Source organism: Serratia sp. CY27727 (assembly GCF_052169275.1).
In the GTDB taxonomy this organism is placed as follows: domain Bacteria; phylum Pseudomonadota; class Gammaproteobacteria; order Enterobacterales; family Enterobacteriaceae; genus Serratia; species Serratia sarumanii.
In genome coordinates, this window is record NZ_JBJNLB010000001.1 from 232,834 (window position 1) to 247,560 (window position 14,727).

General features: G+C 59.6%; 14 protein-coding genes. 9 read left to right on the forward strand and 5 right to left on the reverse strand.

From position 1 onward, the window contains the following. Positions 1 to 14: 14 nt before the first annotated feature. A complete protein-coding gene (locus ACJ8HB_RS01180; protein WP_039566525.1) occupies positions 15 to 1,544 on the reverse strand; it encodes a SulP family inorganic anion transporter in 1,530 nt (509 codons plus the stop codon). Positions 1,545 to 1,878: 334 nt separating this feature from the next. On the opposite strand from ACJ8HB_RS01180, the gene ychF reads away from it, so the two are divergent. Further along, a complete protein-coding gene (gene ychF, locus ACJ8HB_RS01185; protein WP_033646394.1) occupies positions 1,879 to 2,970 on the forward strand; it encodes a redox-regulated ATPase YchF in 1,092 nt (363 codons plus the stop codon). 128 nt (positions 2,971 to 3,098) lie between these two features. On the opposite strand, the gene ACJ8HB_RS01190 is transcribed toward ychF, so the two are convergent. Further along, positions 3,099 to 4,043, reverse strand: coding sequence for an amidohydrolase family protein (locus tag ACJ8HB_RS01190; RefSeq protein WP_047567976.1), 945 nt, complete (start codon positions 4,041 to 4,043; stop codon positions 3,099 to 3,101). Between the two features lie 181 nt (positions 4,044 to 4,224). Here ACJ8HB_RS01190 and ACJ8HB_RS01195 point away from each other — a divergent pair, with 181 nt between their 5' ends. Then, complete coding sequence (locus ACJ8HB_RS01195; protein WP_047567978.1) at positions 4,225 to 5,106, forward strand: LysR family transcriptional regulator; 882 nt, start codon at positions 4,225 to 4,227, stop codon at positions 5,104 to 5,106. Positions 5,107 to 5,109: 3 nt separating this feature from the next. Here the strand turns inward: ACJ8HB_RS01195 and ACJ8HB_RS01200 are convergent, their stop codons facing one another. Next, a complete protein-coding gene (locus ACJ8HB_RS01200) occupies positions 5,110 to 5,445 on the reverse strand; it encodes a tautomerase family protein (protein ID WP_230200399.1) in 336 nt (111 codons plus the stop codon). A 163-nt stretch (positions 5,446 to 5,608) separates the two neighbouring features. On the opposite strand from ACJ8HB_RS01200, the gene ACJ8HB_RS01205 reads away from it, so the two are divergent. Further along, entirely contained in the window at positions 5,609 to 6,103 is a 495-nt protein-coding gene (locus tag ACJ8HB_RS01205; protein ID WP_047567980.1) for a winged helix-turn-helix transcriptional regulator, read from the forward strand. Between the two features lie 7 nt (positions 6,104 to 6,110). Here ACJ8HB_RS01205 and ACJ8HB_RS01210 read toward each other — a convergent pair whose 3' ends face one another. Further along, on the reverse strand, positions 6,111 to 6,794 hold the full coding sequence (locus tag ACJ8HB_RS01210; protein WP_223307160.1) for a helix-turn-helix transcriptional regulator: 684 nt from the start codon (positions 6,792 to 6,794) through the stop codon (positions 6,111 to 6,113). A gap of 375 nt (positions 6,795 to 7,169) precedes the next feature. On the opposite strand from ACJ8HB_RS01210, the gene ACJ8HB_RS01215 reads away from it, so the two are divergent. The 6 genes from ACJ8HB_RS01215 to ACJ8HB_RS01240 are packed head-to-tail and all read left to right on the forward strand — an operon-like array spanning position 7,170 to position 14,100. Further along, complete coding sequence (locus ACJ8HB_RS01215; protein WP_015377562.1) at positions 7,170 to 7,703, forward strand: fimbrial protein; 534 nt, start codon at positions 7,170 to 7,172, stop codon at positions 7,701 to 7,703. A gap of 59 nt (positions 7,704 to 7,762) precedes the next feature. Beyond that, complete coding sequence (locus ACJ8HB_RS01220) at positions 7,763 to 8,515, forward strand: fimbrial biogenesis chaperone (protein WP_223307161.1); 753 nt, start codon at positions 7,763 to 7,765, stop codon at positions 8,513 to 8,515. Between the two features lie 20 nt (positions 8,516 to 8,535). Continuing rightward, a complete protein-coding gene (locus tag ACJ8HB_RS01225) occupies positions 8,536 to 11,070 on the forward strand; it encodes a fimbria/pilus outer membrane usher protein (RefSeq protein WP_047567987.1) in 2,535 nt (844 codons plus the stop codon). A gap of 29 nt (positions 11,071 to 11,099) precedes the next feature. Beyond that, positions 11,100 to 12,440 carry a fimbrial protein gene (locus tag ACJ8HB_RS01230; protein ID WP_047567990.1) on the forward strand — a complete coding sequence of 447 codons (1,341 nt, stop codon included), beginning with the start codon at positions 11,100 to 11,102 and terminating at the stop codon, positions 12,438 to 12,440. Then, positions 12,440 to 13,189, forward strand: a complete 750-nt coding sequence (locus ACJ8HB_RS01235; RefSeq protein WP_047567992.1) for a fimbrial biogenesis chaperone — start codon at positions 12,440 to 12,442, stop codon at positions 13,187 to 13,189. Before ACJ8HB_RS01230 ends, ACJ8HB_RS01235 begins: the two co-directional genes overlap by 1 nt. A gap of 44 nt (positions 13,190 to 13,233) precedes the next feature. Continuing rightward, positions 13,234 to 14,100, forward strand: a complete 867-nt coding sequence (locus ACJ8HB_RS01240; protein ID WP_033638145.1) for a hypothetical protein — start codon at positions 13,234 to 13,236, stop codon at positions 14,098 to 14,100. Positions 14,101 to 14,105: 5 nt separating this feature from the next. Here ACJ8HB_RS01240 and ACJ8HB_RS01245 read toward each other — a convergent pair whose 3' ends face one another. After that, on the reverse strand, positions 14,106 to 14,699 hold the full coding sequence (locus ACJ8HB_RS01245) for an ATP-dependent Clp protease proteolytic subunit (protein ID WP_033638144.1): 594 nt from the start codon (positions 14,697 to 14,699) through the stop codon (positions 14,106 to 14,108). Between the last annotated feature and the right edge of the window lie 28 nt (positions 14,700 to 14,727).

The following is a 14,727-nucleotide window of genomic DNA, read 5'->3' on the forward strand; positions in this document are numbered from 1 at the left end:
CCCGCTGCCTGCTTCTAGCCGCGCGGGTTGAAGGTCTCCTCGCTCACGCGGCGGTCATCGGCGGTAAACCCCTCCTCCGCCACGTAATACTGCGGATCGTCCAGCTCATGGCTGCAGAACGGGCCTGCGCGCTTGAGCAGGCGCACGCAGTCGCCGCTCAGGTGGCGCAGCCGAATGCTTTTCCCCGCCGCCAGGTAACGCGCCGTCAGCTTATCGATCGCCTCTACGCCGCTGGAATCCATCACCCGGGTGCCGGCAAAATCCAGCACCACGTTCTGCGGATCGCTTTGCGGCTCGAACAACTCGGCGAAAGCGGCGGCAGAGCCGAAGAACAGCGGGCCATCGAGCTGATACACCGCCACGTCGCCCGTTAACTGCCGCTGGCGCACGCGAATGCGCGCCTGCTGCCAGGCGAACACCAGCGCCGAGATAATCACCCCGCTGATCACCGCCACCGCCAGATCGGTAAAGATGGTGATCAGCGTGACGGCGAGCATCACCAGCGCGTCCGCCTTCGGCATACGGCGCAAACGGCGCAGCGAACTCCACTCGAAGGTGTTGTAACACACCACCAGCATCACCCCGGCCAGCGCCGCCACCGGCAGCAGGCCGATATAGCGCGACAGGCTGACCACGAACAGAATCAGCAGGATGGCGCCCACCGTGCCGGAGAGGCGCCCGCGCCCGCCCGAGGTGAAGTTGATGATCGACTGGCCGATCATCGCGCAGCCAGCGAAGCAGCCGAACAGGCCGCACACCGCGTTACCGGCGCCCTGCGCGATGCTTTCGCGATTACCGTTGCCCTTCTTGCCGCCCATTTCATCCAGCACCGTCATGGTCAGCAGCGATTCAATCAAACCAACCAGGGCAATCACCACCGCATAGGGCAGCACCACCCGCACCATTTCCAGGGTGAACGGCGCCGTCGGCAGGCTGAAGTGCGGCAGCGCGCCGGAAATGTCCGCCAGATCGCCCACCCGCAGCGTGTGCAGATTGAGGCCGATCGCTAACGCCGAAACCACCAGCAGCGCCGCCAGCGAAGACGGAATGGCTTTGGTCAGGCGCGGGAACAGCACCACCACCGCAATCGCCAGCGCCACCAGGCCGTACATCAGCGGCCCCTGCCCAGCGATCATCTTCAGCTGCGCCAGCATGATGACGATCGCCAGACCGTTGACGAAGCCGTGGATCGCCGGCAGCGGCACCAGACGAATGAACTTGCCCAGCCGGAAGGCGCCGATCAGGATTTGAATGCCCCCGGCAAACAGCGTGGCCCACAGCACGTAGCCCATGCCGTACTGCGCCGCCAGGCTCATCAGCACCACCACAATGGAGCCGGCGGCGCCGGAAACCATGCCCGGCTTGCCGCCGAACAGCGCCGTGACCAGGCCGATAATAAACGCGGTATGCAAACCGACGATCGGCGAAAGACCGGCGACCAGCGAAAAGCCGACCGCCTCGGGGATCATCGAAACCGCCACCACAAAGCCCGCCAGGACTTCATTTTTAACGTCCGCGATCCTGACGTTACTCAGGTTAAACATGCATTATTCACTTATGACAGATGACATCATCTCCCCGCGTAGCGGGTATGGGGTACCGCAAGGTGCGGCAGACTGCAGGCGGGCACAGCTCAGGGTGGCGTAGGCAAGAAATACATCCGGCGCGTTTCCTGTCGGTTAATCGGAACGGCCAGTATGGGTAAATGTGATCCAAATCTCAATCAAAAACCGGCTGCGGGCGCTGCGCTCGCCCCGGCCAAACAAGTCTGATCGAGATAAACGCCCATTACGTGTATAATGGCGGCATTATTTTGCCCTTTATGTAGCTGGTTAAATCTAACCAACTGATAGTTAAGATATTTAAGGTGATTACAACATGGGATTCAAATGCGGTATCGTCGGCCTGCCTAACGTAGGCAAATCCACCCTGTTCAACGCGTTGACCAAAGCGGGCATTGAAGCAGCCAACTTCCCGTTCTGCACCATTGAACCGAACACCGGTGTGGTGCCGATGCCCGATCCGCGTCTGGATAAGCTGGCCGAGATCGTCAAGCCGCAGCGCATTCTGCCGACCACCATGGAATTCGTCGACATCGCCGGCCTGGTGAAAGGCGCGTCCAAGGGTGAAGGCCTGGGCAACCAGTTCCTGACCAACATCCGCGAAACCGAAGCCATCGGCCACGTGGTGCGCTGCTTCGAGAACGACAACATCATTCACGTCAACAACAAGGTCGATCCGGCCGAAGACATCGACGTCATCAACACCGAGCTGGCGCTGTCTGACCTGGACACCTGCGAGCGCGCCATCCACCGCGTGCAGAAGAAAGCCAAAGGCGGCGACAAAGACGCCAAAGCCGAGCTGGCGGCGCTGGAGAAATGCCTGCCGCACCTGGAAAACGCCGGCATGCTGCGCGCGCTGGATCTGAGCGACGAAGACAAAGCGGCGATCAAATACCTGAGCTTCCTGACCCTGAAGCCGACCATGTACATCGCCAACGTCAACGAAGACGGCTTCGAGAACAACCCGTACCTGGACACCGTGCGTAAAATCGCCGACGCCGAAGGCTCCGTGGTGGTTGCCGTGTGCGCCGCAGTGGAATCCGACATCGCCGAGCTGGAAGACGAAGAGCGCGACGAGTTCATGGCCGAGCTGGGCCTGGAAGAACCGGGCCTGAACCGCGTGATCCGCGCCGGTTATGAACTGCTGAACCTGCAGACCTACTTCACCGCCGGCGTGAAAGAAGTGCGCGCCTGGACCATCCCGGTCGGCGCCACCGCTCCGCAGGCGGCCGGCAAGATCCACACCGACTTCGAGAAAGGCTTTATCCGCGCGCAAACCATCTCTTATGACGACTTCATCACCTACAAGGGTGAGCAAGGCGCCAAAGAAGCCGGCAAAATGCGCTCCGAAGGTAAAGACTACATCGTCAAAGACGGCGACGTGATGAACTTCTTGTTCAACGTCTAAGCCCTTCCCCGCAGCATTGCTCTCGGCTGCCGGAAACGGAAAAATCCACGCTTCAGCGTGGATTTTTTATTTTAGGGAGGGAACGCGCCGGCACTTAAAGCAATGCGGCATCATCCCAGCAGAAACCTTTATTTATTTAACCGCGGGAAAAGCGCGAGACCGTTATTCCGATTGAAGTTTACTTTCTGCGCATCGGTCAGGTTTGTCTCGGCGTCGAGAATATGATTAAACTTAGCGGCGACGGGCTCAGGTGCATAAGGATAATCGCTGCCGAACAGAATATTATTATGATTCGCAAACGCCAGCAGGCTGGAGAATGCATTAGGGCCGGAAGACAATGCGGTATCAAAATAAAAGCGCTTAAATTTACCGTTCAACTCCTGAGCTGATGCCCCATTTGGATTAAGTGACTCTGCCAGCAGAGTAAAGCGCAAAACGGCATAAGGCAAGAAACCGCCGGCATGCGAAAGAATAATTTTCACATTAGGATAATTATCCATAACGCCGTTCAACACCATATGGACGGCATTGCGGGTAGTATCAAACGGATAATCAACCAAGGGGCCCGGTACGCCATCCAGCAAATCCATGATGGGATGACCCGGGTGAATGAAAACAACGGCAGAGCGTTGGTTAAGCGCAGCCCAAAGCGGAGCCCACTTTTTATCACCTAAATAGACCCCTTCATAATTGGTTAATAACACCACACCATCGGCTTTCAGCACATCCAGTGCATACTCAACTTCACGCACCGCCCCCTCAACGTCCGGCAACGGCACGGTCGCGAAGTGACCAAACCGCGTGGGGTATTTCGCCACCAGATCCGCCGTATATTCATTGACTTTCCTGGCCATATCGCGGCGAGCCTGACCTTCCCAGCCAACCACGCTTGGCGCGGTTAACGATAGGACGCTGGTCGCTATTTGCTGTTTGTCCATATAGCGAAGATGGTCGTCCGCCGTCCATTTGGGCAAGGTCCAGCCGGACGGATCGCCGCCGTGGCTCGGCAGCGCGCTGCCCCAAAAGGGCGGGACCAGGTGAGTATGAACGTCGATTCTGGCTAATGAATTCATTTAGCGCCTCCACTATGCATATATTTGATCGTTGAAATATATAGCAACACGCTGAGTGTTGTTGACTAGCCCGCATTTAAGAAATAACCTACACTTTAACGCGAGCTCTATTAGAGGGTATTTTCATGGAAGCTATATATCCAATTCATTTTTTTGAACGACTGATACAGGAATCCAATCCATGAATTTTCGCCATATCCAGGCATTTCTGGCCCTCGTCGAAGAAAAACATTTTGGCAAAGCGGCCAAGCGAATTCATATTACGCAGTCGGCTTTCAGCATGCAGATAAAAGCGCTAGAAGAAGAGATCGGCGCACCACTCTTTATTCGCAACAACCGCAATGTCGAACTAACTGAGGTGGGAGAGGTATTTTTAAAAAACGCGCCGGATATTTATGAGAAAATAAAAAGTACGCTTGACGAAACCAAAGCGGCGGCGAAAGGTGAGAATGGCAATGTGCGCATCGGATTTGTCGGCAATGCCGTGGCGTCAGGATTAGTCACCGCCGATATTCATCGATTTAAAGCAGAGCACCCCGGCGTTAACTTCCGCGCCAAAGAGATGCCTTACTGGAAACAAATCGATGAGATCGTCAACGGAAGTATCGACGTCAGCTACTGCCCCAATCTGGATCTCAATATCCCACCGGAGCTCGGCTTTATACCCATAAAAAAACTTGACTGGGTCGTCGTGATTCAGGAAGACTCCGATCTGGCGAAAAAAGAGGCCTTGAAAAAGGAAGACCTCTCTGGACGCGACTTTATCATTTACTCGGAAAACAGCAGAGACGATGGCCAGCTTCGTATCCTGAACGCCATTATTGAAGAAGACATCAAGGTGGCCTATCGGTTAGACAGCACATTAAGCGTGCTCGGCATGGTGGCCTCCGGCCTGGGCATCGCCATCGTTCCCTCTTCGCTATCCTCAATCAAACTGCCCAACATCACCTACAGGCCAATCCCCGCCGTCGATAACGCAACTGAGGTGTTTTTCATCTATCGTAAGAATGAAAAATCCGCCATCGTAAATGCATTCATATCAGATGTACAACATAGCCTATGATGCCTACCGGGTTACCCTCGCAGCCCCCACGCGGTGATGCCGACTTTGTTTAAGCGAAGATAAAAATCGGCGTTCATCGTCGCTTTTAAGCATTGGGAATTCCGCCAGCGCCGCTCCCCCACACACCGAAGGCCGGTTCTCGCTACGCCATTTCTCACCCGCCGCCGTCCCCGGCAACGGTGGCTTCAAACCTTCGATAGTCCACAGCGAGAACGGCGTTTCGCCCACGTGCAGCCCGCGCGCGGCGAGGTAGGGTTGCAGGATGCGGGTACAGCCCGCCAGGAATTGCTGCTGCTCCGCGTCGCTGCCCATGGCTCGGGCGATTTGGTCGATGGTCACCCGCACGAAGTCATCGGCCTGTTCGCCGCCGGGTTACACCGTACCGGGCGGCAGCCGGTATCAAAAAACTCCAATAATAAGAGTAATAACTCCAATCATTGAAGTGATCAAGCCGAGGAGATAAAATTATCCGCATTAGGGCGGCAAACGGAGGCAAGGCAAAGTGAAAGCAAAAGGGTTTGAAGGCATGACGTGCTCGGTGGCCCACGTGCTGTCGGCATTGGGCGATCGCTGGGGCGCGATTCTCATGCGCGATCTGTTGCTGGGGCTCTCGCGCTATGACGATCTGCGCCAGTCGACCGGCATCACCAACAACACGTTGGCCGATCGGCTCAAGGCGCTGCAAGGCAGCGGCCTTATCGAAAAGCGGCAATATCAGGTGCGCCCCGATCGCTACGAATATCTGCCGACGGAGAAGGGGAAAGATCTCGGGCTGCTGGTGATGGCGATGATCCAGATCGGCGACAAATGGAACCTGTCCGAGCTGGCCGGGCCGCCGCTGCGCGTGGTTGACCGCGCAACCGGCCACCCCACCACCCTGCGCGTGGTCGATGCCGTGACAGGCGAATCGCTGCCGCCGCAAAACCTGGCGCTGGCCGCCGGGCCTGGCGCCGATGAGATCACGCGATGGCGGCTGGCCGTCGGCAAAACCCGCTAACGGCACGCTACAACAGCGCAATCATCTTCAGCAGTTCCATCCGATTGCGGGTGCCGAACTTCTTCCCGGCATTGTTGAGGTGCGAATAAACGGTTTTCGGGTGCAGGTTCAACCGCCGCGCGGTCAGGCGAATATCTTCGGTGCGCGCGGTTTCACACAGCACCGCCGTCTCGCCAGGCGTGATCGCCGCCACCCGATGCCGGTTCATCACGCGCCGCTCACCTTCCTCCTCACGGCAGACCAGCGCCGCGCAGGTTTCCCGCACCACCTGCAGCGTTTCCCGTTTGTGCAAAATCGCATCCGGCTGCGCCGCAGCGATAAACGCCAAGATCAGCGGCGAAGTCTTATCGATAAAGAACAGTAACCGGACATCTTTATATTCACCACGTGAATATTTAATGAAATTTAAATACGCCTCGAACCGGTAAATCTCCTGAGGAAACTCCGTAATAATTAAATCAGGCGCCGGAATTATATTTTTAATAATATTCATATTGGGTGAGGATAAGGTTATCACCCCGCCGCCCAATAATGTTTTCATGCCCAGCCGGCAAAGCGGTGAACCGTCGATATAAATCACTCTCACTTTAATTCTCCTTATCAGCATGGACGCATGCTTCCACACCTCAGGCGGCTTGTCGCTGCTCTTTTTTGGGGTAATTCGCCTGCAAAGCACACCGATATAAAACATCTTGATAACATGTTTTTCAAATAATCAGGCAACCGTCAGCACGTTGATTAATACGCAAAAAAGGCATAAATGTTTCAAATTATTTCCACAGGAAAAACTGACGATCCAATAAAATCGCAACGCAATGATATAGATCTATTTTCTATTTTGTATGATATAAGCGCAAATGAAAAAAAATGTAACAACGGGCACCATAACCTTATTGCCTTATTCAAAACATCTATAGGGAAAATTCTTAGTTTGTTAGGATGAAAATCCATGTTTGCCGACGCGTTTAAAAAACAATTGCGCAACATGATTAATCAACAACCGCACGTCAGTAATTTATTACTGTCAGGAAAGCTTTTATCTAAAGTAAATTAAAGGGCATTTCACATGAATGTTAAATTAGTCGCATTATCCATGCTGGCTCTCTCCGGCGCCTGTGCGGCCGCTTCGTCCAATACGGTGCAATTTAAAGGCGAAGTCAGCACGCAAACCTGCTCGGTGAATATTAACGGTAACCAATCCAATCCGGTCGTTCTGCTGCCGACCGTCGCCGCCAGCAAACTCGCCACCAAAGGCGCCACCGCCGGCGACACCACCTTCACCGTCAACGTGACCGGCTGTGCGGCGGCAACCAGCGATACGGCGATCAAAACCGTGCTGGCGGGCAACAACCCGACCACCAACGGCAACCTGGGCAACGCGGGCGATGCGGCCAAGGTGTCCATTCAACTGCTGGACAGCGACGCCACTACGCCGCTGTCGTTCGCCAGCGGTTCGACCGTCACCACGTCGGCGATGACGCTGGCCAAAGACGCCACCTCCACCTCGCAGAACCTGGTGGCCCGCTACTACGCGGAAGACACCGGCGTGGCGGCCGGATCGGTGATCGCCACCGCACAGTTCGCCATTAGCTACAAATAAGCCGGCGTCAGGCGCCATACCTGTTGATGCCAGCGCCGCCCTTCGCCGGGCGGCGCTGAATGACTCGCTCCCTTTATCGGTTCACGTTTATGCCGCAGATAACCCGCTCCGCCCGCCGATGGGCCGCCCTGTCGCTTTGCCTGATGAGTTTTGCCGCTACCCACGCCTCGGCCAGCGTGACGCTGCTCGGCAACCGCGTGATCTACCCCGCCGAGGCGCGGGAAAAAACGCTGCAGTTCACCAACGACGACGGCACCCCGGCGCTGATGCAGATCTGGCTCGACATCAATAACCCCAAATCCACGCCGGAAAACGCCGATGCGCCCTTTGTCGCCTCGCCGCAGATCTTCCGCATGAATCCGCACAGCGGGCAGATGGTGCGGCTGTCGTTCGTCGGCCAGCCGCTGCCGCGCGATCGCGAATCGCTGTTCTATCTCAACTTCCTGCAGGTGCCCGCCGTGCGCCAGACGGACAGCGACAAGAACAAACTGCTGCTGCTGGTCACCAATCGGCTGAAGGTGTTCTATCGCCCCGCCGGGCTGGCCGGCGACGCCAACCACGTCATCGATCGGCTCAGCCTGCGCCAGGCCGGCAACGCGCTGCGCGTCGACAACCCGACCGGCTACTACGCCAACGTCAGCCAGGCCGCGATCCTGAGCGGCGCGAAGCGCATCGCCATCCCGCAGGCGGATCTGATCCCGCCGTTTTCACAGGCCAGTTGGCCGGTGAATGGGGAGGTGCGGCAGGTCGCACTGCGCGTCATCAATGACTATGGGGTGGAAATCTCACGCACCCTGAACGTCGCGCGCTGAAACCAGACAGGGAGGTATTCATGTTCGATGCTCGCAAGGCGACGCCGCTGCCCACACGCTGGTGTTGCGCGCTGCTGGCGCTGCCGCTGGGCTGCGCCGCCGCCGACGGCTATACCTTCGATCCCGCGCTGCTGCGCGGCAGCGTGCTGAGCAACAGCGCCCTGAGCCAGTTCAACCAACAGGACGCCGTCGCTCCGGGCAGCTATCAGATCGATCTGTACCTCAATGGCCAGTTTCTCGAACGCGATCAAATTCGCTTCGTACGCGCAGGCAAGCAGGTGCTGCCCTGTTTCGATCGGCCGCAGCTGGCGCGCTTCGGGTTGAAAAATCCGCCGACGGCCGCCGAAGCGGAATGCCTGCTGCCCGGCCGGGATCTGAAGGACATCACGGTGAACGCCGATATCTCGCGGCTGCGGCTGGATCTGAGCATTCCGCAGGCGCTGTTGAACGGCCGGCCGCGCGGCAGCGTCAATCCCGCCAGCCTGGACAGCGGCGAATCGATGGCCTTCGTCAATTACAACCTCAACCAGTACCACGTCAGTTACCGACAGGGGCAAACCCGCGATCTCGACTCGACCTACGCCAACCTGAACGGCGGCTTCAACCTCGGGCTATGGCGCTACCGCCAGCAGTCCAGCTACCGCTACGATCGGGAGTTCGGCGGCCATCTGGACACCAGCCGCCGCTACGTGCAGCGCGCGATCTTGCCCTGGCGCAGCGAAATGCTGTTGGGCGAAGGCTTTACCGACGGGCACTTCTTCTCCGGCCTGGGCTTTCGCGGCATTCAGCTCAGTTCGGACGACCGCATGCTGCCGGATTCGCAGCGCGGCTATGCGCCGGTGGTGCGCGGCGTGGCGAAAAGCAACGCGCGCGTGACGGTGCTGCAGGGCAAAAGCACGCTGTATGAAACCACCGTCGCGCCGGGGCCGTTCGCCATCAACGATCTGTACGCCACCAACTACGCCGGCGATCTCACCGTGGTGGTCACGGAAGCCGACGGCAGCGTCAGCACCTTCACCGTGCCGTTCGCCGCGGTGCCGGAATCCATCCGCCCCGGCCAGTCGCGCTACTCGGCGATCGTCGGCCATTCCCGCTACGTCGGCGACAACGATCTGTTCAGCGAAGTGACCTGGCAGCACGGCCTGACCAACGCCCTGACCTTCAACCTCGGCAACCAGCTGGCGGACGGCTATCAGGCGATGATGCTGGGCGGCGTGTACAGCAGCTGGCTGGGCGCCTTCGGCATGGATACCACCTATTCCCACGCCAGCCTGCCGGACGGCGGCGCCGCTGGCTGGATGCTGCACCTCTCCTACAGCCGAACCTTCAGCCCGACGGACACCACCTTGTCCATCGCCGGCTACCGCTACTCCACCGAAGGCTTTCGCGATCTCAGCGACGTGCTCGGCGTGCGCCGCGCCGCCACCACCGGCCAAAACTGGCAGTCCGACTCCTACCGCCAGCGGTCGCGTTTCGAGGTCGCCGTCAATCAGGGAATGGGCGCGTTCGGCAGCCTGACGATGTCCGGCTCGACTCAGGACTACCGCGATCAGCGCGGCCGCGACAATCAGCTCCAGCTGGGCTGGGGAAAAACCTTCGGCAACGGCGTGGCGCTTAACCTCTCCGTCACCCGCACCCGCAGCCTGGGCTCCAGCAACGGCGACTACCGCGGCTACGGGCCGCTGGATAACGTCTACAGCGCGCCGCTGGCGCAGAGCGCGCAGACCGTCACCGCCCTGTCGCTGAGCTTCCCGCTCGGGCGTTCATCATCCGCCCCCAGCGTCTCGCTGTTGGCCAACCACAGCCAGGGCCAGGGCGGCAACTATCAGGCCGCGCTGTCGGGCAGCGTCGGCGACGAACAGCCGGTCAGCTACGGCCTGAACTTCACCACCGACGACGATCGCCAACAAAGCATCTGGGGCGGCAACCTGCAAACCCGTCTGCCTTACGCCAACGTCACCGGCTCGTTCTCCACTGCGCGCCAGTACCGGCAAGGTTCCCTGTCGCTGCAGGGCGCCGTGGTGGCGCACCGCGGCGGCGTGACATTAGGGCCGTATGTCGGCGACACCTTCGCCCTGATCGAGGCGCCCGGCGCCAGCGGCGCACGGGTAATGGACGGCCAGGGCGCGCGCGTCGATCGCTTTGGCTACGCGCTGGCGCCGTCGCTGGTGCCCTATCACTACAACACCGTCGCGCTGAACCCCGAGGGCATGAACGACAAAGCGGAGCTGGAAGACGGCCAACGGCGCGTCGCCCCGTACGCCGGTGCCACGGTGCGCCTGCGCTTCAACACCGTGCGCGGCCAGGCGCTATTGATCACCGCGCAGCGGTCCGACAACGCGCCGATCCCGATGGGCGCCAACGTCCTCGACGCCGCGGGCAACAGCGTGGGCATGGTCGGCCAGGCCAATCAGGTGTATCTGCGCAGCGACCGGAATGCCGGAGCGCTGACGCTGAACTGGGGCGACGCGCCCGGCCAACAGTGCACGCTGCATTACCGCCTGCCCGCCGGGGAAGACGGCCCGATTCAACGGCTCAGCGCCCCGTGCCGCTAGCCCGTTCACACTGATTCTCAGGAGAGACGATGAAACGCATTTCTTACCCGATCGCCGCCCTTGCTCTGCTCGCCCTGTCGCTGTGCGGCGCGCCCGCCGCGCTGGCGCAATGCACCCGGGTCGCCCCCTGGATCGATTCCGGTTGCGATCCCTGCGGGGTGGGCACGGCGCTGGGCCGGGTTAACCTGACCAGCACTTACCTGCAGCCCGTCGGCACGCCGCTGGGCACCAGCGTGTTCGATCTCACCTCCGGCACGCGCTATCCCGATCCCAACAAAGTGTTGTATGAATGCGACGCCAGCGACGCGGGGCAGATCTATGAAGTCTTCGCCACCAACGGCGACGATCGCGTCGGCGGCTATTACGATCTGGGCGCCCAGGACGGCAACCCCAACTACTACGCCACCTACTTCCCTTACGTCGGCATCCGCCTGACCCATCTGGATTCCGGCAAGGTTTTTACCCGCTACTGGCAGTCGGCGCCGATTACCCGCTACGCCACCGTCGGCAGCAAAATTCAGATCCGGGTGAAAGACTTCAGCGCCATCCGCGCCGATCTGATCCGCATCAGCTCGCTGCCGGGCGCGGGCGCCAGCAACTACTGCGGCTACAGCGCCAGCAACCCGCTGGTGGGCATGGCCTCGACCACCGGCAATTCGAACTATACCTGCACGCAGCCAAACGGCTATGTCACCTTTCAGGGGCCCGGCATCGCCTCGGATCCTATCGGCAGCGACTCCGCCACCAACTACGCCACCTGGGGCACCGGGCGCTGGAACGCGATGGGCATGGGCACCGCACCAATCTCCTCATTGACCTATACCGCCACCTGCGTGGCGCGCAACGTCACGCCGCTGGTGATCCTGCCGACCATATCCGTCAGCCAGTTGACCGCCGGGCAAACCTCACAGGCGCAGTTCACCATCAATATCGAATGCGACAATGCCGCCGTGTCCGGCGTCAGCAGCAACAATACCGCCCTCGGCCTGCAGGTGCCGTATGAAAGCTATGTCGCGGCGCAGCAGCTGGGGCTAGTCAGCGCCAACGGCGGCGTGAGCTACCTGCTCTCCAGCGGCTACGGCACCGACAGCAGCGTCGCCACCGGCGTGGGCATCGCGCTCGCCAACGCCGGCAACGGCGCGCCGATGAACTTCGTCGGCTGGGCGCGCTGCAGCGCCGGGCAATGCCCGCAGGGCAACGACGCCGGCTGGTATCCGGTGCTCAACGGCGCCAGCGGCGGCGGCAGCACCGCGGCGGGGTTCACCCACTACACCACCCAGCTCACCGCCACGCTCGCCCGGCTGCCCGGGCAAACGGTCACCGCCGGCAAAGTGGACGCCAGGGCCTACGTCTGGGTTAAGGTGCAATGATGAGAAAGAAATATCTGACGATGGGATGCGCCCTGCTGCTGGCGCTGGCGGCCATGGGCGCGCAGGCGGGCATCATCGCCTCCGCCACTCGGGTGATTTTCCGCGAGGGCGACACGGAAAAAACCCTGATGTTGCTCAACACCAACGGCTATCCGATCGTGGCGCAAACCTGGGTCGATAACGGCGACGTCAACTCCGCCCCCGAACTGTCGCGCGCGCCGTTTGTCACCCTGCCCAGCGTATTCGCCCTGCCGCCTTCGGCGCTGAAAGGGCTGCGGATCCTGTTTGCCGGTGCGAACCTGCCCACCGACCGGGAGTCGGTGTTCTGGCTTAACCTGTATGAGATCCCGCCCAGCCAGCCGACCAGGCCGCCGCTGACGTCGCGCGTGACGCTGGCGATGAACACGCAGATGAAAATCTTCTACCGCCCCAAAGCGCTAAAGGGAAACGCCGAAAACGCGGCCGAGGCCGTCTCGTTCTCGCTGCAAAAATCGCCGGGCGGCTATCTGCTGCGCTGTCACAACCGGTCGGCGTTTTATCTCTCCTTCGCCCGCATCGCCGTGCAAACCGGCAGGCGCGATTACCCGGTGCGGCAAGAAAGCGACATGATGACCGCACCGTTCAGCATGCGGGATTATCACCTCGACGGCGTTGCGGCGCCGACGCTCCCTTCTCAGATCACCGTTCAGGCCACCTTCATCAACGACCAGGGCCAGCAGATCGTCAAGTCATACACAGCAACCCCATAACGATAAAAAGCAGTACATTTTTTAAGTACAGGAAATAGGGAAAAATGAGTCTAAGCAGATTCCAGCTACAGTTTCACCTGGAGAAACAGGCCAACAACATCAGGCAGTCACCGGCATTTCATACCGCCATCGTCAAACACGGGGAATTATTGAAGGAGACCTACAAGAAGCATCCGCTGTTTTACAAAATCATCTTCAGGAACAGCCGGTTCATCATTTGTTCCACCATCCTGTCCATTTACTACCACCAGCCTGCCGCCGGGCTGAAAGACATCAAAGCCTTTTTTAAAGGGAAGAACATCATCAGCGAGAACTCCCTGGACTCCTTTCTGTTCTTTTTGCGGGTCGGCCGCCGGCTGGAGGTCAAACCCTGCGAACATGACAAGCGCCAGCTGCGCTATAAGCCTACGCCGCACGCGCTGGCGGAAACCCAGGCGCTGATCGCCTCGATGGCGCGGCCCTACCAGGCGCTGGCGCCACAGATGCCTATCGCGGCGCTGCTGGCGGCGCCCGACTTTCTGCCCACCTTTTTCGCCGCCTACGGACAGCTGATGCTCAAGGAGATTTACCTGATCGATCTGGTGCCGCAATCCGGGCTGTTTATCAGCAAGGACGCCGGCCACATGGTGCTGCTGATGCTGCATATCGAAAGCATCCGGCAGGACTCCCCCTTTCTGCTGCTCTCCTCGGCGAAAATCGCCAAGTCGTGCTCCGTCTCACGCGCGCACGTGAATCGCATTCTGCAGGCGGCGGAAAAATCAGGCCTGCTGACCACCACCAATAACGTGGTGATCGAACTCAACAGTTCGTTCTTTATCATGGCGGAGCGCTATTTCAGCCTCTATTTCGCGATGGTCGAATTCGGGCTTGAACGGGTTTGGCACACGCCGCAGGCCGCCGAGCCCCGCTGAGCCGTTTACCTTTCCCGCAGCACCCGATCGATCAACCCCCAGGCCGCCGCTTCGTCGGCGGTCATAAAGCGATCGCGATCCAACACCCGCTCCACCTCTTCGTAGCTGAGGCCGCAATGTTTGGCGTACAGCCGGATCACCGTGTCTTTGGTGCGTTTCATCTCTTCGGCATGAATCAAGATGTCGGAGGCCTGTCCCTGAAAGCCGCCCAGCGGCTGGTGCACGTGCAGGCTGGCGTTGGGCAGCGCCATGCGGTGCCCCGGCTCGCCGGCCATCAGCAGGAACGAGCCCATCGAGCGCGCGGTGCCCATGCACAGCGTATGCACCGGCGCGCGGATATACTGCATGGTGTCGTAAATCGCCAGCCCGCTGGTGATCACCCCGCCCGGCGAGTTGATGTACAGGTGGATCGGTTTCTCCGGGTTTTCCGCTTCCAGAAACAGCAGTTGGGCGCACAGCATTTCGGCCACGTCGTCGTTGACTTCGCCATTGAGGAAAACGATCCGGTCGCGCAGCAGGCGCGAATAAATATCAAAGGAACGTTCTCCCCGGCTGGTCTGTTCCACCACCATCGGGACGAGCATCATCTTCTCACGCATCGGTGAACTCCTGGGTTGGCAAAAGGGA